Raw genomic sequence first — 19,016 nt, forward strand, 5'->3', positions numbered from 1 at the left:
CGTCGCGCGGAACACTCTCATCCGCGCGCGGCAGGCGGCGCTGGTCTGACCCACGGGCCGGCGCCGCCACGCATTTCGAGGGCAGGGGCATGATCTTGGCGAAGGATGATCTTGGCGACCTTGTCGTGCTCGACGCCGAAGCCGTCCGCGCCCGGCTGACCTATGAAGCGGCGATCCCGGTGGTCCGCGAGGCGATGATCGCGCTCTCGGACGGCCGCGTGCGCCAGCAGCTGCGCAGTTTCCTCCCCTGGGGCGAGGGCAAGACCTTCGCCATCATGCCGGCCGCCATGTCCGAGACCGGCGTGTTCGGGGCCAAGCTGGTCAGCGTCTTCAAGCGTCCCGACGGCGGCAAGGCCCATGAGGGCGTGGTGCTGTTGTTCGATCCGCAGAGCGGCGCGCCCGTCTGCCTGGCCGACGCCGGCGAGGTCACCGCCATCCGCACCGCCGCGGCCAGCGCCGCGGCCACGGACGCCCTGGCCCGGCCCGACGCCGCGGTCCTGACCCTGCTGGGCGCCGGCAAGCAGGCGCGCGCCCACGCCCAGGCCATCGCCAAGGTCCGCGCCCTGCGCCAGATCCGCGTCTGGGCCCGCTCGGCCGAGCAAGCCGGGGCGCTGGCCGACCAGGTCGCCGCCGACACTGGCGTCGAGACCTTGGCCGCCTCGATGGAGGCCGCGCTCGCCGACGCCGACATCGTTTGCACGCTCACCGCCGCGGCCGATCCGATCCTTGCGCTGGCGCAGGTCGCGCCTGGGACCCACGTCAACGTGGTCGGCTCCAGCGGCCCGGCCCAGGCCGAGATCGCCGGCGACCTGGTCGCAGGCGGCCGCTTCATCGTCGATCATCGCGAGCACGTGCTGGCGCACGGCGGCGAGTTCCTGCGCGCCAAGGCCGCCGGCCTGGTCGTCGACGACCACGTCGCCGCCGAGATCGGCCAGGTGCTTGCCGGTGCGCGGCCGGGCCGCACGGCGGCGGGCGAGATCACCCTCTACAAGTCGCTCGGCCACGCCGCCCAGGATCTGGCGGCGGCCGCCTGGCTCTACCAAGACGCTACCGGAACGACCCTATGACCGATCAGACCGCCCGCATGCACAAGGGCGTCGACCTGTGGGCGGTGGTCGCCCTCGGCCTCGGCACCGCCGTCGGCGTGGCCATCTTCTCGGTCATCGCGCCGGCCACCGCGCTGGCGGGGCCCGGCATGCTGCTGGCTGTCGTGGTCGCCGCCGTGCCGATGTTCGTCATCGCCATGACCTATGCGTTCATGGGCTCGGCCCTGCCGACCTCCGGCGCCTCGTTCGAGTGGTCGCGGCGGTTCGTGCACCCGTTCGTCGGCTACCTGATCGCCTGGATGCGGATCGTCTCCAACGTCGGGGCCATGCTGATCCTGGCCCTGGTCATGGTCCGCTACCTGTCGATGGTGATCCCGCTGCCGACCAAGCCGACCATGCTGGCGGCGTTCGTGATCTTCTTCTTCGCCAACTACTTCGGCGTCGGCCTGGCCGCGCGGCTGCAGGTGATCCTGATGGGCGCGCTGGTGGTGCTGTTCATCGTCTTCTCGGCCTGGGGCGCGCCGCACGTGCAGGCCGCCCAGTTCGAGCCGTTCCTGCCCAACGGCACGGCCGGGATGCTGGCGGCGATCCCGCTGCTGATCGGCCTGTTCTTCGGCATCGAGGCGGCCACCGAGATCGGCGACGAGGTCAAGGACAGCCAGAAGACCATCCCGCTCGGCATCGGCCTGTCGATCCTGACGGCGGTGGCGCTCTACCTGATGGTCGGGGCGGTGGCGATCGGCGTCATCGGCCCCGAGGCCCTGGCCAGGAGCCAGACCCCGTTGCTCGACGCCGCCCAGCCGTTCATGGGCCCGGTCGCCAAGCCGCTGATCGTCTGCGCCGCCGTGATCGCCATCGCCAAGTCGATCAACTCGCTCTACCTCGGCTTCTCGCGCAGCCTGTTCGCCATGGCTCGCGAGGGCATGCTGCCGGCCGCCCTGGCCAAGGTGCACCCCAAGTACGGCACGCCGCACGTGGCGCTGGCGACCATCCTCGGCGCCACCTGCCTGGGGCTGCTGGCGCCGATGAACCTGACCAGCCTGTTTCTGGCGGTGAACATCCCGACGCTGCTGAAATACGCCGCCACCTGCATCGCTGCGACCGTGGTCGTGCGCAAGCATCCGGACATCTACGAGGGCGCGCGCTTCAAGCTCTCCAAGGGCGCGACCGTTGGCTGGGCCTATGCCGGCTGCGCGGCCTCGCTGGTGGTGGCGGTGCTGGGCTTCTCGGCCGACTGGACGCCCTATGCGGCGCTGGCGGTCTGGGCGGCGATCGGCGTCGCCTACTATGCGGCGTCCGGACGCCAACGCGCGGCGGCCGCCTGATGCGGGTCATCGACCGCCAGGAGGTCGCGCAGCGGCTGACCTACGAGCTTTGCATCCCGATCGTGCGCGAGGCGATGATCGCGTTCTCGACCGGCCAGACGCGCCAGCTGCTGCGCTCGATCATCCCATTGGCCGAGGGCCGCATGTTCGGCCTGATGCCCGGGGCGATGGGCGAGGACGCGCCGTTCGGGGCCAAGATGATCAGCGTCTATCCCGAGAACTTCGCCAAGGGCCGCCAGTCGCACCAGGGGCTAATCGTGCTGTTCGATCCGGCCACCGGCGCGCCGGCCTGCGTGGTCCATGCCGGCGAGGTGACGGCGATCCGCACCGCCGCAGCCAGCGCCGCGGCCACCGACGCCCTGGCGCGGCCTGAGGCCCGCCGCCTGGCGGTGCTGGGCTATGGCGAGCAGGCGGCGACCCACGCGCGCGCCATCTCCAAGGTGCGGCCGCTGGAGCAGATCGCGGTGTGGGGCCGCTCGCTCGAACGGGCGCAGGCGTTCGCCGCGAGCATCGGCGACGAGCTGGGCGTGCCCGCCGCGGCGTTCGCCGACGCCAAGGATGCGGTGGCCGAGGCCGCCATCATCTGCACGGTCAGCGCCGCCAAGGAGCCGATCCTCAAAGGCGCCTGGGTCGCGCCAGGGACCCACGTCAATGTCGTCGGCTCCAGCTATGCCGGCCCGGTCGAGATCGATGACGAGCTGGTGGTACGCGCCCGCTTCATCGCCGACAGCCGCGAAGGCGTGATGGCCCAGGGGGCCGAGTACCTGAAGGCCAAGGAAGCCGGCCTGATCGACGAGCGCCACGTGGTCGGCGAGATCGGCCAGGTCTTCGCCGGCCAGCTGGAAGGCCGCCAGAACCCCTTCCAGGTCACGATCTACAAGTCCCTCGGCCATGTCGTGCAAGACCTCGCCAGCGCCTGGGCCCTCTTCAAGCAATCGGAAAACGCCTGATGCGCATGTGCTTCGCCGCCGCTCTGCTCGCCACGGTCAGCCTGGCCTCCGTGGCGCAGGCGCAGGAGCGGTTCGAGGTCGTCCTGACGCCCGGCCCGTTGGCCGCCGACGCCGAACAGGGGCATCTGGACGTGACCCTGAAGCTGTCGGGCGTGGACGTCGCCGCCGGCCAGCCGCTGCTGGCCCTGCCGGTGGTGATCGCCAACACCGCGACCGTCGCCACGACTCTGCAGAACCTGCGCGCCACGGACGCCGCGGGCGAGGTTCCGCTGAGCTTCAAGGACGATCCGGTGGCCATCGCCTATGCCCGCCACTGGATCCCGGGACGGGCGGTGAAGGGCGACCTGACGGTCAGCTACCGCGCGCCGATCGACAACACCCCGCCCAAGCGCGGCGCGGGGCCGCCCTACCAGTTGCGCACCGAGGGCGGCGGACTGTCGGGGGTGGGCAACACCTTCATCCTGATCCCGGAGGGCGCGAAGCCTTACGACATCAGCCTGCGCTGGGACCTTTCCAAGCTGCCGGGCTCGGCGGCGACCTCGAGCTATGGCGACGGCGACGTCTCGCTGGGCGTCGGGCCGGCCGGGCGGCTGATGTCGACCGTGTTCATGGCCGGGCCGATGCATCGCTATCCGCAAGTCCCCAAGGGCGGCTTCTCGGCGGTCTGGCTGGGGACCCCGCCGTTCGACCCCGCGCCCGTAATGGACTGGACCCAGCAGCTGCACAGCTGGATGATCGGCTTCTTCCGCGATCCCAGCGAGCCGCCGTATCGGGTTTTCCTGCGGTACAATCCGATCAACGCCGGGGGCGGGGCGGCGCTGACCAACTCGTTCCTGACCACCTACGGCAAGACCGGCTCGGGCGAGGCGCTGAAGGGCACCCTGGCGCACGAGATGATCCACACCTGGACCGCGGTGGACGGGCCGGGCCAGTGGTTCGGCGAGGGGAATGCCGTTTTCTATCAAGCGCTTCTGCCGCTGCGCGCCGGCCTGATCACGCCGGACGACTATCTGGCGGACATCAACGAGACGGCGCGGCGCTACTATTCCAACCCGCTGAACGACACGCCCAACGACCAGATCGCCCCGCGCTTCTGGGAGGACACCCGCGTGCGCGTGCTGCCCTATGACCGCGGCGCGATGTATTTCGCGGTGCTGGACGGCCAGATCCGCAAGGCCTCGGGCGGCAAGCGCTCGGTCGACGACCTGGTGATCGAGATGGTCGAGCGCGAGCGCCGCGGCCAGACCACCGGCGAGGCCGACTGGCTGGCGCTGCTGGACAAGGAGCTGGGCGCGGCGGGGGCCAAGACCCACGCGGCGATGCTGGCGGGCGGGCTGATGCTGCCGGAGGCCGACGGCTTCGGGCCGTGCTTCACGCGCACGACCGGCAAGGTCCGGCGGTTCGAGCTGGGCTTCGAGCCCAAGTCGCTGGTGGGCGACGTCAAGACCATCCGCGACCTGCAAGCAGGGTCTGAGGCCGACAAGGCGGGCCTGAAGGACGGCGACGTCGTGACCTACGGCCAGGCGCTGGACGCCCTGCAGGGTGATCCGGAAAAGCAGCTGACCCTGCAGGTGACGCGCGCGGGAAAGACGTTCCTGATCAGCTACTTGCCGCGGGCGGAAGAGGTTGAGATCTATCAGTGGAAGCGCGTGCCCGGGGTGCCGGACACCGCTTGTGGACGGGGCGCTTAGCGCCCCGTCACGAACGCCCGCACGTCGTTGCTGAACGCCTTGAGGGCGTCCTCGTTGGTATAGGCCATGTGGCCGCCTTCGTAGTCGTGCAGCACGACCCGGTCGGCGGGCAGGGCGCCGTGGGACTTGAGGTAGCGGGCCGGGCCGATGGTGGTGGTGGTGTCGTAATAGCCGGTGCCGATCATCAGCCGGAAGCCCGGCTTGGCCTTCAGGGCCGCGCCGAAATTGGCTTGATAATCAAAGTCGTTGAACGGGCCGCCGATGCCGCTGGTCGGCGACCAGCCCCAGCTGAGGGTCTCGGGCGCGAAGGAGCGGTAGTCGGCCATCGGCCAGGTTACCTTGAGCTCGCCGGCCATGTAGGCGTCGAAGCTCGGCTTGACCATGTCGGAGACCTTGCCGAACGGATCGACGGGACGGGCGCCGTGGGCGGGGGCCGGGCCGGCGTAGCGGGCGTCGTACATCCCCAGCACCAGGCCCTTGTCCTTGAGCAACTCGCTGACGAAATCGACCTTGGAGATGATCAGGTCGTGGGCCAGGTAGTAGTCGGCGCCGATGCCGGTGAAGGCCTGGAGCTTGCGGGCGACGGCTTGGCGCTCGGCGGCCGACAGGTCCTGGCCCTTCACGAGCGCCGGCAGATACTCATTCATTCCAAAGGCATAGGCGTCGTCGACGAAGGCCGAGATCGACTTGCCGCCGGTGTCGGCGCGGCCGTGATAGGCGGCGACGGCGGCCAGGGCGGTGATGTTGGTCGCGTAGGCGAGCATGTTGCCCGGGCGCTGGCTGGTCTCGATCATATTCACCGCCTGGCCCATGAGGATGACGCCGTCGAGCGGGGTGGTCTTGGCCAGCTGACCGGCCATCACCGCCGCGCGGATCGTGCCGTAGCTTTCGCCCAGCACGTACTTCGGCGAGGCCTCGCGGCCGTTGGCCTTGAGCCAGGCCTCGACGAAGCCGGAGACCGACTTGGCGTCGCCGTCGACCTGGTAAAAGTCGGCGCGCTTGGCGGCAGGCTGGACGCGGGTGAAGCCGGTCTCGGCCGGGTCGACGAACACCAAGTCGGCGACGTCGAGCAGGGAGTAGGCGTTGTCCACAACCTTGTAGGGCTTGGGAACTTCGGCGTTCACGTCCTGCGGCGGGGCGATCCGGCGCGGGCCGAAGGCGCCCATGTGCAGCCAGGTCGAGGCCGAGCTGGGGCCGCCGTTGAACAGGAAGATCACCGGCCGCGAAGCCTTGTCCTTCAAGCCGTCGCGCACATAGGCGGTGGTTACGAAGCGGATCGTCGGCTCGCCGGCGGCGTTGCGCAGCACGGTCTCGCCGACGCTGGCGACGTACTTCACCTTCTGGCCGTTGAAGGTCCCGACGTGGCGGGTCACGAAGCTCTGGGGGGCGGGCGCCTCGGCGGCCGGAGCCGCCTGGGCGTAGGCCTGCGGGGCGGCCGTGCAGAGGAGGGCGAAGGCGAGGGCGGCAGGCTTCAGTCGCACGCTGGTGGTCTCCGGTCGGGTTTCTATCGGCAGGTTAAGCAGCGGAGATCGCATTATCTTGCCGATGTTGGCCGATGGCCCAGGTTGGCGCGGCGGCTTTATGCAAGGACGCGTTGGAGCCGTGCATGGCCCATGCGGCCATGTCTGGCTCGCGCGTGGAAGCTATCCAAGACCGCAATGCGTAAGCGGCAGCTATCGGCATGGGGCATAAGCTATTCGGCGCCCTTGCAGGAACCTGACTAGCCTATGTGCGGCCTGGGGTCCGGAGCGGGCAGTTCGAAAAGAAATTCTGCGCGGGCGGACTATCGTATGTCCTCATCATCGGGGGAACGAATATGCGTGCGAGCCTGCGAGCGCTGTTGATGGGGGCCTGCCTGACCCTGGCGCCGATAGGCGCCGGGGCCGTCCTGGCCGCGCAGAGCGCCGCGGTCCGCGCGCCGGTGGTCGCCACGACCCAGCACGTCGGGACCTTCAACGGCCAGAAGGTCGCCTACAAGGCCATTGTCGCCGAGACCTTCCTGACCGACGGCGCCGGCGCCCCGACCGGATCGCTGGTCACCACCGCCTATGTTCGGACGGATGCGAAGGACGCCGCGCGGCCGGTGCTGTTCCTGTTCAACGGCGGGCCCGGCGCCTCGACCACGCCGCTGCACTTCGGGGCGTTCGGTCCGAAGAAGCGCACCGAGGACGGTCCGAACCAGCGGATGGTCGACAACCCCGACAGCATCCTCGACGCGGTCGACCTGGTGTTCATCGACCCGATCGGCACCGGCTACAGCCGCCCGTTCCCCGGCGTGGACGGCAAGACGTTCTGGAGCCGCAGCGGCGACGCGGCCGCGGTCAAGACGGTGATGGCCCAATGGCTGAAGGCCAATGGCCGCGAAGCCTCGCCGCGCTACATGCTCGGCCAGAGCTACGGGACGACCCGCGCGGCGCTGGTCGCGGGCATCGGGGCCGACCTGAAGCTCGACGGCGTGCTGCTGTTCGCGCTGGTCGGCAATCCGGCGGGGCTGGAGATGCCCTATGTGACGACGCTGCCGACCTTTGCGACGACGGCCTGGTATCATCGCAAGGTCGACCGCGCCGGGCGCAGCGTCCAGGACGTCCACGACGAGGCGGTCGAGTTCGCCCGCACGGCCTATGTCACTGCGCTGATCAAGGGCGCGAGCCTGCCCGAAGCCGAGAAGCGGGCGGTGGCGGAGAAGATGTCGGCGATGATCGGGCTGCCGACCGAGTTCATCCTCGCCAAGGACCTGCGGCTGAGCCGCGAGGACTTCATGTTCAACCTGCTGAAGGACCAGGGCTTGCGCACCGGCCAGCTGGACGGACGGGCGACGGCGCGGCTGGACGCCCCGGCCAGGCGGCCTCCCTATGACGATCCGGGCATGGGCTTCGCCGAGCCGCGGCCGGCCGGGCCGGCGCCGAGCGGCGTGCTGCCGGTCGCCAAGGGGATGAACGCGCTGGAGTCCTACTTCAAGGACACCCTGAAGTTCCGCACGGGCGAGACCTACAACTCGCTGAACCTCGATGTGAACGCGGCCTGGGACCACCAGGGCATGGCCGACGTCAACGGTCTGCTCGGCAAGGCCATGCAGGCCAGTCCGAAGCTGCGGCTGTTCTGGGCGGCCGGCTACTACGACGTCACCACGCCGCCCTATGGCGCGCGCTACGCGCTCGACCAGGCCGGCGTGCCCGGCGAGCGGCTGACCGCGGCCTATTTCGACGGCGGCCACTCGGTGTTCACCGACCCCGGCAACCACGCGGCGCTGAGCGCGGCCGTGCGCAAGTTCGTCCGGCCGTGAGGGCGGCCAAAGTGTCATCCCGGCTGGAGCGAAGCGGAAGGCCTGGACCCATTGACGCTGAGGTCGGGACGAGAGACGCGTCCGACGCCCCTTCCTGGTCGATCTGGTGTTCATGGGTCCCGGTCTTCGGCTTGCAGCCGAAACCGGGATGACAACTTGCGCTGTGCTCCTTCCCCCGAACGCAACCTCCTAGAAAAGTCTCCCCCGATGTTCCCCACTCGCGTCTCGTTTCTCGCCCTTTGCCTGGCTGCGGGCCTGGCCGGTCCGGCCGCTGCGGAGGTGCAGAACTTCGTGGTCATCGCCAATGGCGAGAAGGTCGGCCACCTGACCGCCGACGTGCAGGGCCGCAAGGTCGCCGTCGACTACGGCGTCAGCAACAACGGCCGCGGGCCCAAGGCCAAGGAGGCTATCGAGCTGGACGCCTCGGGCGTGCCGGTGAGTTGGTCGATCGACGGCTCGTCGCTGTTCGGCAGTCCGGTGCAGGAGCGCTTCGCCTGGAGCGCGGGCCAGGCGCAGTGGACCAGCCAGGCCGACAAGGGGCAGGTCGCGGCCGCAAAGCCGATCCTCTACGCCGCCAACGACGCCAGCCCGTGGATGCTGGGCGTCTATGTGAAGGCGCTGCTGAAGTCGCCGACCCGGACCCTGCCGCTGGCGCCCTCGGGCGAGATGCGCCTGAAGGAGGTCCGCAAGCTGACCCTGGGCGAGGGCAAGGCCGCGGCTCCGGTCACGGTCTATGAGCTGTCGGGCATCGACCTGTCGCCAAGCTATGTGCTGATCGACAAGAAGGGCGAGCTGTTCGGGACGCTGGACGGCGGCCTGATCCGCGAGGGCGCGGAAGGCACCATCCCGCAACTGCAGGAGGTGAGCCGCGAGGTCGACCTGCAGGCGGCGGTCGAGGCCCAGGCCAAGCTGGCCCACCGCTTCGAGACCCCGGTGCGCATCCGCAACGTCAAGGTCTTCGATCCCAAGACCATGACGGTCGGCGGCCTGTCGACCGTCACCGTGTTCAAGGACCAGATCACCAGCGTCGAGCCGGAGGACGCGGGCCGCGTCGTCCCGGCGGGCGAGACGGTGATCGACGGGCAGGGCGGCACGCTGGTGCCAGGCCTGCACGACATGCACTCGCACACCACCTTGCAGTCGAACCTCTTCAACCTGGCGGCTGGGGTCACGGCGGTGCGCGACCAAGGCAACTACAACGAAGAGCTGCTGGGCTGGATCGACGGGCTGGAGACCGGCAAGCTGGCCGGGCCGCGCATCGTGCGCAACGGCTTCCTCGAAGGCCGCAGCCCCTATTCGGCCCGCCACGGCTTCATCGCCGACAGTCTGGAGGGGGCGCTGAAGGACGTGCGCTGGTACGCCGACCATGGCTACTGGCAGATCAAGATCTACAACTCGATGAACCCCGACTGGGTGGCGCCGATCGCCGCCGAGGCCCACCGCCTGGGCATGGGGGTCACCGGCCACGTGCCGGCCTTCTCGAGCCCCGATCGGGTGATCAAGGACGGCTACAACGACATCGCCCACATCAACCAGCTGATGCTGGGCTGGATCCTCGACCCCAAGGAGGACACCCGCACGCCGCTGCGGCTGACCGGCATGGCGCGGGCCAAGGACCTGGACCTCAACGCCCCGCGCGTGCAGGCGACGCTGGCCCTGATGAAGGACAAGGGCGTGGCGCTGGACACCACGGCGATGATCCTCGAGCGGCTGATGCTGTCGCGCTCGGGCCAGGTGCAGGAGGGCGACGCGCCTTATATCGACCACGTGCCGGTCGGCTATCAGCGCTATCGCAAGCGCAACTTCGTGACCATCGCCGGCCCGGCGCAGGACGCCGAGTACCAGGCCGGGTTCGCCAAGGTGCTGGAGACCCTGAAGCTGCTCGACGACCGCGGCATCCAGCTGCTGCCGGGCACCGACGACGGCACCGGGTTCTCGCTGCTGCGCGAGCTGGAGGTCTATGTGAAGGCCGGGATCTCGCCGGGCAAGGCGCTGCGGCTGGCGACGCTGGACAGTGAAAAGTACTTCGGCCGCGAGCATCAGCTGGGCTCGATCGAGCGCGGCAAGCTGGCCGATTTCTTCCTGGTCGAGGGCGATCCGACCGCCGACATCAGCAACATCCGCAAGATCCGCATGACCATGCGCGGCGGCGTCGCCTACTACCCAGCCGAGATCTACGAGCACCTGAACGTCAAGCCGTTCAGCGCTCCGCCGCCGGTGAGCGTCGCGAAGTAGGGGGCGTCAGCGGGGGCATGATGAGCTTCTGTGACGAAGGGCCCAGCTAACGGACCCCTTCCGTCTCCTTGGGCGCGGAGACCTTGCGGGTCTTGGCTTGGGCCTTGGGTTTGGGGAGCAGGCGGAAGCGGGGCTGGCGCCAGGCGTAGTTGATGCCGACGTCGAGCAGGGCGTCGGATCGGCCGCAGGGGCAGGCGAACCCCATGACCCCGATGACGCGATAGGTCTCGCCGGCCTGAGGGGCACGGGGCGGCCGGTGACATGGTTGGGGGCGGCGTTGACGCAGAGAACGAGATCGCCAGGGCCGACAGCGTCACCCATGGCTTCATTTCCTAGCCTGGCAAGTCTAGACCCGGAGCGGGCAGGCGCAAGGGCGCGTTTCCGGCGGAGCTGGCCCTTAGCCCTGTTCGGCGGCGGCCTGCCGGACGGGACGCTGCGACGGCTGCGGCTTCCAGCGTAGCGCGCGCTTTTCCAGGAGGTGCCAGGAGGCGTAGCCGAGCAGCGCCGCGACGAACGTGCTGAGCGCGAAGAGCGCATGCCAGGAGATCGCGCCGACGCCGCCGGCCAGCGCCACCAAGGTCTGCTGAACCGGCCATCCGTAGAGGTACATCCCGTAGGAAATGTCGCCGAACCCCTTGAGGTCGGGCAGGCTCCAGCGGCGGGCGGTCGCGAGCATCAGCAGCGGATATGCGCCGTAGAGTGGGAAGAGGCCGAAGCTCTGGTCCGTCGCGATCGCGAGGCCGAGCAAGGCTGCGCACGGCAACAGCGGCCAGACCGGCAGGCGCTGCTGTCGCCTCCAGACGAAGAACACCAGCGCCCCGGCAAAGAAGGAGGCTGCGACCAGCAGGAAGTTGCTGATCGGCTCGGGCGCGGCGTCCGCGTTCCAGAGGCTGAGCGCCGGCAAGGTCAGCAGCAGCAACAGGGCCATCACCGGCCAGCGCAGCAGGCGCAGCGCGAACAGCAGGCCGACGATGACATAGCAGGCCAGCTCCTGCGGGATCGTCCAGAGGGAGCCGTTGAAGGTCCGGCCCATGTTGCGGGCGTCCGGGTAGAACTGGACGCTGGCGAGGTCGTAGGGCGTGCCGGGGTGCAGGATCGTCTTGATCGTGTGCTTCAGCGGAATGAGGTCCGCCAGGAAGCGGGCAGGCTCCATGCTGGTGAAGGCGAGGCCGAGCCCGAAGCTGGTCAGGGCCGCGCACGCCGCCAGCGCCGGATAGATCCGCAGCACCCGCGCCAGGGTGAAGCTGCGCAGCGTGCCGCTGTTGAAGGCGCTGCGGGTGATCAGGAAGCCGCTGATCACGAAGAAGACGCAGACCCCGTAGATGCCGAGGATGGTTCCGGTCAGCTGACGCCACGGCTCGTTCGCCTCGGTCCCTTGGGCCAGAAGGAACGAGTGGGAGAACAGGACCGCCGTGGCCGCGGCGATGCGCAGCCAGTCGAAGTTCGGATACCGGAACTGATGGGCGGTCTCGCCGCCGGTCGGACGCGCTCCGTCCGCTCCTGCCTTGTTCGCCGTCACTTCGCCCCGTGTCCCCGCAATCGTAGGGCGGTAGGACTGGCATGCGGCGAATTAAGAAGGTGTTGCTGCCCTTGATTGTGGGGCTGCTGCATGCAGCTTTGAGCGGTGGGCGCGGCCACGGGGAAGTTCCTGCCGCTGCTGCTGGGCTGCGGCGGCGAGATCTTGGCGGTGGAGCCGGTGGCGGCGATGCGCGAGCAGCTGACCGCGGCGTTCCCGCAGGTCGAGGCGCTGGCTTGAACGACGGAGGCCGTCCCGCTGCCGGACGCCTCGGTCGACGCGGTGGTCTGCGCCCAGGCTCGGTCGTGTGCAAGTGAAGTCGCTTGGTCCGCAAGCCGTCCATGCGGATGTCGGCTGGCGGCGCGCCGATCCTTTGCAGATTGGCCCGCCCCTTCTAGATTGGACGTCGTTGTCGGAGCTCGACGGCGTCAGCGGGGATCATGACCGTCTCAGCCAAGGATCAGCTTGCTCTGATGGCCCGCTATCATGGGTGGGCGACCAAGCGTTTGCTGGCGTCCATCGAACCCATGCCCGAGGACGCCTATCGCCGGCCCTGCGGGCTGTTCTTCCAGTCGGTGCACGGCACGTTGAACCACCTGCTGCTCACGGACAGCGACATCTGGTATCCTAGGTTCGCCGGGGCTGCGACGGGAAGCCTCGCGCTGGACGCCGAGATCGAAGGCGATCGGGCCAAGTTGGCGTCCCGACTGGTCGCGGCGACGGCCAGGTGGCGCGAACATGTCGAGAGCCTGAGCGAGGCTGCGCTGGCCGAGAATCTGCGCTTCACGATGACCACCGGGCAGGCGCGCACATTGCCGATGCCGGCGGCGCTGCTCCATGTCTTCAATCACGCGACGCATCACCGGGGCCAGATCACCGCCGCGATGTCGATGATGGGCTTCGAGTATCAGCCGCTCGATCTGGCTCAGCTGATCTTCGCGGAACAAGCGTCATCCGCGCCCAGATGAACGCTGGCTGCCCATTGCGGAGAGGTACGGCGATGGAACTGAAAATCCCGATCTCGTACGGCCAGCTATGCGTGTTCGATCCATCGTTCGACGCCCCGTACAACGCGTGGGCGGACGATCATGTCGCGCAGGGGTTTTCGTGGCGACCTGGCAGTGTCTCGTTCGCCGTGGATGACGATTGCGCCTTGGCGGTGGTGAAGGTCGCTGTGGCCGACGGCCCGCCGCAACTCGACGCAGCCGAGAGCGCGATCAGGACGCCTTTCGTGGCGGCGGCGACTGGGACAGTCGAGATCGGGAGCATTCTGTCGGGATTTGAGGTCGCGCTCCCGCCTGGTCCTTACGCGCTCTACTTCCTGACCCCTCGGGGTGAGACCCAACCGTTTCAGCTGATCTTCGTCCCGGCGGACGAAGTCACGCCGGCTGTCCTGAAGGAAGGCCGCAATGCGAAGATCCAGTCGCACTATCTGATGGAAGCGAGCCCCGCATAGTCGGCCGGGACATCGGACGGCCGCGCTCGACCCCGTCGCCGAAGTCGACCTAAGGTTCCCGCCCAAGGGTGAGCGCCGGGGGCGTCATGCAGAATGTGATGGTCTATCTCGTCGGGCCGCCCGGCGTCGGCAAGTACACGGTCGGCAAGCTGGTCGCCGAGCAGCTCTCGGCCAAGCTGCTGGACAACCACTTCTGGAGCAATCCGATCCTCGAGGTGGTCGAGCCGGACGGGCGCGTGCTGCCCGCCGGAGTGTGGGACCGGACCGACGACGTGCTGGCCGCGGTGCTGGAGACGGTCGCGCGGTTCGGGCCGGCCGGGCGCAACTATGTGTTCACCCACGCGGTGTCGGACGCCGGCGGACACCCTCTGGACTGGATCATCGCCGGCCGGATCCTCGGGGCCGCCGAGCGCCGGGGCGCCAGCCTGTTGGTCGTCCGGCTGGCGTGCGGCGAAGCGCAGCTGCGGGAGCGGATCTCCAATGAGGAGCGGCGCGGCAGGTACAAGACCACGGACGCCGGGCAGGCCGGGGCGCTGGCCGGCCTCGACCCGTTCCCGATCAACCACGACTGGGTCCTCGACCTGGAAATAAGCGGGCTCGGAGCGGCGGAGAGCGCCGACCGGATCGCGGCGGAGCTTAAGTCCCGCTTGCCGTCGTAGGCCGGGGCGAGGTCCGGCGGCGAGCTGCGCAATGTCGTGGTTCGACCTCAGGGTTGGGCCTGATGCCGGGGCTAGGGGCGGAGTGGTTGTCTTGGGCGGCAGGCAGGTGCGGTTCGCGCGCCGCGGCTTGGCCAAGGGGACCGGACATGGGCGTCAGCTCGGACGACGACAGCCGCAAACTCAAGGGACTGTGGGCGGCCAGCGACCGAGTCGTGCACTTGAGCCAGGCGCTGGTCATCCTGGCGGCGGAGCTGCTGGTGATCGCTGCGATCCTGGTGGCGACCTGGATCCTCTACGCCCTGTTCATCGAACGCGTGGGCGGGTCGCTCGGCGCCCTCGACACGCTGAGCGAGGTGCAGGCGGCGGTTGAGCAGGTGTTCGCCGGGGTGCTGCTGCTGATGCTCGGCCTGGAGCTGCTGAAAAGCCTGACGAGCTTCTTCACGGGCTTCAAGACCCAGGTGGAGATCATCGTGGTCGTGGCGATGATCGCCGCGGTCCGGCACGTCATGCTGATCGACCTGGAGCATACCGCCTGGACGACCCTGGTGGGGTCTGCGGCCCTTACATCCGGTCAATACCGCATGTAAGTGAGCGGCGAAGCCTTGCCGAGCCGGGGGCGGTGCGGGGATAGTGCGGCCGAGCCCTTCCAGAATCACGAGACCCGATGAGCGAACGCCCGCGCCGCATGACCCAAGCCGAGCGCACCGCCAGGACGCGGGCCAAGGTGCTGGCGACGGCGATCGACTGCCTGCACGCCGAGGGCTATGCGGCGACCACCACCTCGCTGGTGGCCCAGCGTTCGGGCAGCCGCGGGGCGATGCTGCACCAGTTCCCGACCCGCGCGGACCTGATGCTGGCGGTGGTGGAGGCGGCGTTCGAGGAGGAGATGGACCTCTACGACGCCCGGTTCGGCGCCATCGCCGACCCCAAGGAGCGGGTGCTGGCCATCCCCGAGGCGGTGTGGGAGACCCTGAGCCGGCCGGCCGGGGTGGCGGTGCTGGAGATCCTGCAGGGCTCGCGCAGCGACCCGGCGATGACGCAGAAGCTGGCCCCGGTGCTGGCGCGGATCTCCAAGGAGTCGCGCCGGCGGCTGATCAAGTGGTTCGACGCCGACTACCTGGCGCCGCCGGCGGAGATGCGGCTGATCGTCTGGGCGGTGCGCGGGCTGTCGATCTCGCAGGTGTTGGAGCCCGACGTCGGCGACGTGCGCGAGTCGATCCTGCTGCTGCGCAAGCTGATGGAAACATTGCACGGGGGAGGCAAGGCATGAGGCTGCTGCTGGGCGGGGCGATGGCCCTGGCGCTGGGGGGCGCCGCGCAGGCGGCCCCGGTCGGGATGGTCGATGATCCGTGCCCGCCGCCCGCCGCGCCCGACCCGCTGGGAAAAGAGATGTCGGAGGCGCTGGTCGCCGACGCGCCGTTCCCGCCGGCGCTGCTGGCCAAGCTGATGGACCCGGCACGGGGCGCGGAGGCAGAGAAGGCCAAGGCCGAGCAGGCGGCGCGCGACTGGGCCGACCTCTGCCGCTATCGCCCGGAGAACGCCGCCGCCTTGAACGCCAAGAATGGGGGCGTCGAGGCGGTGTTCATGGGCGACTCCATCACCGAGCTCTGGATGGTCGCCGATCCGGCCTTCTTCAGCGCCGCGCGGTTCGACCGCGGGATCAGCGGCCAGACCAGCGCCCAGATGCTGCTGCGGTTCCATGCCGACGTCGTCGCCCTGAAGCCGAAGGTGGTCCACATCCTAGCCGGCACCAACGACGTGGCGGGCAATCTGGGGCCCAGCCGACCAGAAGATTTCAAGAACAATATCAGAGCGATGGCGGAGATTGCTGATGCAAGCGGCATCGCCGTGGTGCTCGGCGCGATCCCGCCGGCCGACCGTTTCCTGTGGCGGGCGGGGCTGAAGCCGGCGGCGCAGATCGGCGAGCTGAACGCCTGGCTGAAGGGATTTGCGGCGAGCCGCGGCTATGTCTTCGCCGACTATCACGGCGCGATGGCGACGCCTGAGGGGGCGATGCGCCCGGCCTTCAGCAAGGACTACGTGCACCCCAACCGCGCCGGCTATGGCGTCATGGCGCCCATCGCACAGGCGGCGCTGGACGAGGCGCAGCGGCGCGGTCCAAGAAAGGTCGCGCTGGGAGGAAGCTAGCCATGACGATAAGGTTCGCGGCGCTGACGGCGCTGGCCGCGCTGTCGGTGGGGACCGCCTGCGGAGCGCAAATGTTGCCTAAGGACACCGAAGTCTGGACGCCCGAGCCGCCGGTGGTCGCGCCGGGCGCGCAAGCGGGCGCTGCGCCGTCCGACGCGCTGGTGCTGTTCGACGGCACGGACCTGTCCCAGTGGGTGGCGACCAAGGACAAGTCGCCGGCCGGGTGGACGGTGGAGGGCGGGGTGCTGACCGTGAACAAGGCGGCCGGCAACATCGAGACCAAGCAGAGCTTCGGCGACTATCAGCTGCACATCGAGTGGCGCGTCCCGGCGACCATCACCGGCGAGGGCCAGGCGCGCGGCAACAGCGGCCTGTTCCTGGCGTCGACCGGCGGCGGCGACGCCGGTTACGAGATCCAGATCCTCGATTCCTACCAGAACCCGACCTACGTCAACGGCCAGGCCGCCAGCATCTACAAGCAGCGTCCGCCGCTGGCCAACGCCATGCGCAAGCCGGGCGAATGGCAGACCTACGACGTCATCTGGCGCGCGCCGGTGTTCGGCTCGGACGGGGCGCTGGTGAAGCCGGCGCGGGTCACGCTGCTGCACAACGGGGTGCTGGTGCAGGACAATGTCGAGCTGACCGGCGAGACGGTGTTCATCGGCAAGCCCAAGTACAAGCCGCACGGCAGGTCGCCGATAAAGCTGCAGGCCCACCGCGACCCCAGCGAACCGATCAGCTTCCGCAACATCTGGGTGCGCGAGCTGGCGCCGGCGGGGTGAGCGCGAACCGTCTTCGCGTCGCCATCGCGCAGACGCCGGTCGGGTTCGATCCGCGGGCGAACGGCGCGGTGATCCGGGGCCAGATGCGGGAGGCGGCCGCCGCCGGCGCCCGGCTGATCCAGTTCACCGAGGGGGCGATGTCGGGCTATCCGTCGGGGCCGGGCAAGCAGGCCCTGGCCGGATGGCGGGTGGACTGGGCGGCGCTGCGCGACGAGTTGGAGGCGACCGCGGCCCTGGCGGCGGAGCTGCGGCTCTGGACGGTCGTCGGTTCGAACCATCCGCTGACGCCGCCGAACCGGCCGCACAACAGTCTCTATGTCATCTCCGACCAGGGCGAGCTGGCGGGCCGCTACGACAAGCGGCTGCTGTCGTACACCGAGGTCAGCGACTGGTATGCGCCCGGCTCGGAGCCGCTGGTCTTCGAGGTGGACGGGTTTCGCTTCGGCTGCGTGCTGTGCATCGAGATCCAGTTTCCCGAGCTGTTCGTCGAGTACGCCCGCCAGGACGTCGACATGGTGCTGCTCTCGACCTTCTCCCGCGATCCGATGTTCGCGGTGCAGGCGCAGGGGCATGCCGCCTGCGGCGCCTTCTGGCTGGGCTTCTCCGTGCCCGCGCAATGCAGCGACGCTGCGCCCAGCGGCCTGATCGGGCCGGACGGACAGTGGATCGCCGCCGGGCCCTCGGACGGCGCGGCGGCGGTGGTCGTGGCCGATATGGATCGCGGGGCGGCGGCTCTGCGCGGCGCGCTGGAGTTCGCGCGGCCATGGCGCACGCGGGCGCGGGCCGGGGAGCTGCACGACCAGGCCCGGGTCGTCGATCCGCGCAGCGCAGACGTCAGCCGCTTCTGAAGGCGTTGGCTGGGCTAGCTCGAAGCGGGGCGGGCCGAGGCTGCGCCGAACGCCGCCGCGCGGCCACGAGCATGCCCCGGGCGGGCGGTTCTTGGCCGTGCCGGGGTAGGAAGTTTAGCGCGCCTCGACGGTGAGGTGCGCGAGCTCGTGGACCGGGGCCAGGCGGCGGCGGACCTCGGCGGCGTCGAGGCCGCCGGCCACGCTGACGATGGCCGCGTGCGCCTGGGGGCCGACGCGCCAGACGTGCAGGTCGCAGATGCGCGCGTCGCCGGGGGCCTCCAGCAGATCGCGGACCTCGGCGGCGACGTGCTCGTCGGTGGCGTCGAGCAGCACGCCGGCGGTGTCGCGCATCAGGGTCCAGGCCCAGCGGGCGATGACCGCCGCGCCGACCAGGCCCATGACCGGATCGAGCCACACCCAGCCGAGCATGCGCCCGGCCAGCAGGGCGACGATGGCCAGGATCGAGGTCAGGGCGTCGGCCAGGACGTGCATGTAGGCCGAGCGCAGGTTGTTGTCGCCGCTGTTGTGGACGCCGTGGTGGCCGTGATGGTGCTCGTGGTGATGGTCATGGTCGTGATGGTGGCCATGGCCGTGGTGATCGTGGCCGTGGTGGTGATGGCCGGCGCCGAGCAGCAGGGCGCTGACCAGGTTCACCGCCAGGCCGACGACGGCGACGATGGTCGCCTCGCCGAAGGCCACGGTGGTCGGCTCCAGCAGCCGCTTGACCGACTCCACCCCGATGCCGACCGCGACGACGCCGAGCACCAGGGCCGAGGCGAAGCCGGCGAGGTCGCCGACCTTGCCGGTGCCGAAGCTGAACTTGCTGCTGCGGGCATGCTTGCGGGCGTAGGCGTAGGCCGCCGCCGACACGCCCAGCGCCCCGGCGTGGGTGGCCATGTGGAAGCCGTCGGCCAGCAGCGCCATCGAGCCGGTCCAGTAGCCGGCGACGATCTCGGCGACCATCATCAGGGCGGTCAGGGCCACGACCCACATCGTGCGCCGTGCGTGATCGTCGTGCGCCGCCCCGAGGAACACGTGGTCGTGGACGAGGTCTTCGAGTTCGGCGGCGGTGGTCAT

19 protein-coding genes are annotated in these 19,016 nt (G+C 69.5%); 15 read left to right on the forward strand and 4 right to left on the reverse strand.

Annotated elements, in window-relative coordinates:
- The first annotated feature begins 89 nt into the window (after positions 1 to 89).
- From O4N75_RS08365 to O4N75_RS08380, 4 genes are read left to right on the forward strand one after another with little or no spacing between them, the layout of a single operon-like run.
- Positions 90 to 1,067, forward strand: a complete 978-nt coding sequence (locus O4N75_RS08365) for an ornithine cyclodeaminase family protein (protein ID WP_269628894.1) — start codon at positions 90 to 92, stop codon at positions 1,065 to 1,067.
- Positions 1,064 to 2,371 (forward strand): amino acid permease, encoded by a 1,308-nt coding sequence (locus O4N75_RS08370; protein ID WP_269628895.1) that lies wholly within the window; start codon positions 1,064 to 1,066, stop codon positions 2,369 to 2,371. The genes O4N75_RS08365 and O4N75_RS08370 overlap by 4 nt, the downstream gene beginning before the upstream one ends.
- Entirely contained in the window at positions 2,371 to 3,321 is a 951-nt protein-coding gene (locus O4N75_RS08375) for an ornithine cyclodeaminase family protein (protein WP_269628896.1), read from the forward strand. The genes O4N75_RS08370 and O4N75_RS08375 overlap by 1 nt, the downstream gene beginning before the upstream one ends.
- Positions 3,321 to 5,012: a hypothetical protein gene (locus O4N75_RS08380; RefSeq protein WP_269628897.1), complete on the forward strand. Its 1,692-nt coding sequence runs from the start codon at positions 3,321 to 3,323 to the stop codon at positions 5,010 to 5,012. The genes O4N75_RS08375 and O4N75_RS08380 overlap by 1 nt, the downstream gene beginning before the upstream one ends.
- Here the strand turns inward: O4N75_RS08380 and O4N75_RS08385 are convergent.
- Positions 5,009 to 6,493, reverse strand: coding sequence for a hypothetical protein (locus tag O4N75_RS08385; protein ID WP_269628898.1), 1,485 nt, complete (start codon positions 6,491 to 6,493; stop codon positions 5,009 to 5,011). The two genes, O4N75_RS08380 and O4N75_RS08385, sit on opposite strands and share 4 nt — an antisense overlap.
- A gap of 335 nt (positions 6,494 to 6,828) precedes the next feature.
- On the opposite strand from O4N75_RS08385, the gene O4N75_RS08390 reads away from it, so the two are divergent.
- Positions 6,829 to 8,295: a peptidase S10 gene (locus tag O4N75_RS08390; RefSeq protein WP_269628899.1), complete on the forward strand. Its 1,467-nt coding sequence runs from the start codon at positions 6,829 to 6,831 to the stop codon at positions 8,293 to 8,295.
- Positions 8,296 to 8,502: 207 nt separating this feature from the next.
- Complete coding sequence (locus O4N75_RS08395; protein ID WP_269628900.1) at positions 8,503 to 10,530, forward strand: amidohydrolase family protein; 2,028 nt, start codon at positions 8,503 to 8,505, stop codon at positions 10,528 to 10,530.
- 46 nt (positions 10,531 to 10,576) lie between these two features.
- On the opposite strand, the gene O4N75_RS08400 is transcribed toward O4N75_RS08395, so the two are convergent.
- Complete coding sequence (locus O4N75_RS08400) at positions 10,577 to 10,735, reverse strand: hypothetical protein (RefSeq protein ID WP_269628901.1); 159 nt, start codon at positions 10,733 to 10,735, stop codon at positions 10,577 to 10,579.
- A gap of 192 nt (positions 10,736 to 10,927) precedes the next feature.
- Positions 10,928 to 12,049: an acyltransferase gene (locus O4N75_RS08405; RefSeq protein ID WP_269628902.1), complete on the reverse strand. Its 1,122-nt coding sequence runs from the start codon at positions 12,047 to 12,049 to the stop codon at positions 10,928 to 10,930.
- A gap of 105 nt (positions 12,050 to 12,154) precedes the next feature.
- Between O4N75_RS08405 and O4N75_RS08410 the strand changes: the two genes are divergently transcribed.
- The 9 genes from O4N75_RS08410 to O4N75_RS08450 all read left to right on the forward strand — a co-directional run bounded on the left by O4N75_RS08410 (position 12,155) and on the right by O4N75_RS08450 (position 17,939).
- A complete protein-coding gene (locus tag O4N75_RS08410) occupies positions 12,155 to 12,286 on the forward strand; it encodes a hypothetical protein (RefSeq protein WP_269628903.1) in 132 nt (43 codons plus the stop codon).
- A gap of 200 nt (positions 12,287 to 12,486) precedes the next feature.
- Positions 12,487 to 13,014: a DinB family protein gene (locus O4N75_RS08415; RefSeq protein WP_269628904.1), complete on the forward strand. Its 528-nt coding sequence runs from the start codon at positions 12,487 to 12,489 to the stop codon at positions 13,012 to 13,014.
- 32 nt (positions 13,015 to 13,046) lie between these two features.
- Positions 13,047 to 13,502 carry a competence protein ComJ gene (gene comJ / locus O4N75_RS08420; RefSeq protein WP_267233229.1) on the forward strand — a complete coding sequence of 152 codons (456 nt, stop codon included), beginning with the start codon at positions 13,047 to 13,049 and terminating at the stop codon, positions 13,500 to 13,502.
- Positions 13,503 to 13,588: 86 nt separating this feature from the next.
- Positions 13,589 to 14,161 (forward strand): AAA family ATPase, encoded by a 573-nt coding sequence (locus tag O4N75_RS08425; RefSeq protein ID WP_267233228.1) that lies wholly within the window; start codon positions 13,589 to 13,591, stop codon positions 14,159 to 14,161.
- Between the two features lie 146 nt (positions 14,162 to 14,307).
- The gene (locus O4N75_RS08430; protein ID WP_269628905.1) at positions 14,308 to 14,748 is read left to right on the forward strand and encodes a phosphate-starvation-inducible PsiE family protein; all 441 of its coding nucleotides are present in this window, start codon (positions 14,308 to 14,310) and stop codon (positions 14,746 to 14,748) included.
- Positions 14,749 to 14,825: 77 nt separating this feature from the next.
- Positions 14,826 to 15,431 carry a TetR/AcrR family transcriptional regulator gene (locus O4N75_RS08435; RefSeq protein ID WP_269628906.1) on the forward strand — a complete coding sequence of 202 codons (606 nt, stop codon included), beginning with the start codon at positions 14,826 to 14,828 and terminating at the stop codon, positions 15,429 to 15,431.
- Entirely contained in the window at positions 15,428 to 16,309 is an 882-nt protein-coding gene (locus tag O4N75_RS08440) for a GDSL-type esterase/lipase family protein (protein ID WP_269628907.1), read from the forward strand. Before O4N75_RS08435 ends, O4N75_RS08440 begins: the two co-directional genes overlap by 4 nt.
- Positions 16,310 to 16,311: 2 nt before the next feature.
- On the forward strand, positions 16,312 to 17,091 hold the full coding sequence (locus O4N75_RS08445; protein WP_269628908.1) for a DUF1080 domain-containing protein: 780 nt from the start codon (positions 16,312 to 16,314) through the stop codon (positions 17,089 to 17,091).
- Complete coding sequence (locus O4N75_RS08450) at positions 17,088 to 17,939, forward strand: carbon-nitrogen hydrolase family protein (protein WP_269628909.1); 852 nt, start codon at positions 17,088 to 17,090, stop codon at positions 17,937 to 17,939. The genes O4N75_RS08445 and O4N75_RS08450 overlap by 4 nt, the downstream gene beginning before the upstream one ends.
- Positions 17,940 to 18,053: 114 nt before the next feature.
- Here O4N75_RS08450 and dmeF read toward each other — a convergent pair whose 3' ends face one another.
- On the reverse strand, positions 18,054 to 19,016 hold the full coding sequence (gene dmeF, locus O4N75_RS08455) for a CDF family Co(II)/Ni(II) efflux transporter DmeF (RefSeq protein ID WP_269628910.1): 963 nt from the start codon (positions 19,014 to 19,016) through the stop codon (positions 18,054 to 18,056).

The organism is Phenylobacterium sp. NIBR 498073, from assembly GCF_027286305.1.
Taxonomy (GTDB): Bacteria; Pseudomonadota; Alphaproteobacteria; order Caulobacterales; family Caulobacteraceae; genus Phenylobacterium.

Coding starts and splice junctions, on each gene's coding strand:
- O4N75_RS08440 (WP_269628907.1), top strand. CDS start 15,428: ATGAGGCTGCTGCTGGGCGGGGCGATGGCCCTGGCGCTGGGGGGCGCC.
- O4N75_RS08380 (WP_269628897.1), top strand. CDS start 3,321: ATGCGCATGTGCTTCGCCGCCGCTCTGCTCGCCACGGTCAGCCTGGCC.
- O4N75_RS08415 (WP_269628904.1), top strand. CDS start 12,487: ATGACCGTCTCAGCCAAGGATCAGCTTGCTCTGATGGCCCGCTATCAT.
- O4N75_RS08390 (WP_269628899.1), top strand. CDS start 6,829: ATGCGTGCGAGCCTGCGAGCGCTGTTGATGGGGGCCTGCCTGACCCTG.
- O4N75_RS08435 (WP_269628906.1), top strand. CDS start 14,826: ATGAGCGAACGCCCGCGCCGCATGACCCAAGCCGAGCGCACCGCCAGG.
- dmeF (WP_269628910.1), bottom strand. CDS start 19,016: ATGACCACCGCCGCCGAACTCGAAGACCTCGTCCACGACCACGTGTTC.
- comJ (WP_267233229.1), top strand. CDS start 13,047: ATGGAACTGAAAATCCCGATCTCGTACGGCCAGCTATGCGTGTTCGAT.
- O4N75_RS08445 (WP_269628908.1), top strand. CDS start 16,312: ATGACGATAAGGTTCGCGGCGCTGACGGCGCTGGCCGCGCTGTCGGTG.
- O4N75_RS08400 (WP_269628901.1), bottom strand. CDS start 10,735: ATGGGGTTCGCCTGCCCCTGCGGCCGATCCGACGCCCTGCTCGACGTC.
- O4N75_RS08375 (WP_269628896.1), top strand. CDS start 2,371: ATGCGGGTCATCGACCGCCAGGAGGTCGCGCAGCGGCTGACCTACGAG.
- O4N75_RS08365 (WP_269628894.1), top strand. CDS start 90: ATGATCTTGGCGAAGGATGATCTTGGCGACCTTGTCGTGCTCGACGCC.
- O4N75_RS08370 (WP_269628895.1), top strand. CDS start 1,064: ATGACCGATCAGACCGCCCGCATGCACAAGGGCGTCGACCTGTGGGCG.
- O4N75_RS08425 (WP_267233228.1), top strand. CDS start 13,589: ATGCAGAATGTGATGGTCTATCTCGTCGGGCCGCCCGGCGTCGGCAAG.
- O4N75_RS08430 (WP_269628905.1), top strand. CDS start 14,308: ATGGGCGTCAGCTCGGACGACGACAGCCGCAAACTCAAGGGACTGTGG.
- O4N75_RS08395 (WP_269628900.1), top strand. CDS start 8,503: ATGTTCCCCACTCGCGTCTCGTTTCTCGCCCTTTGCCTGGCTGCGGGC.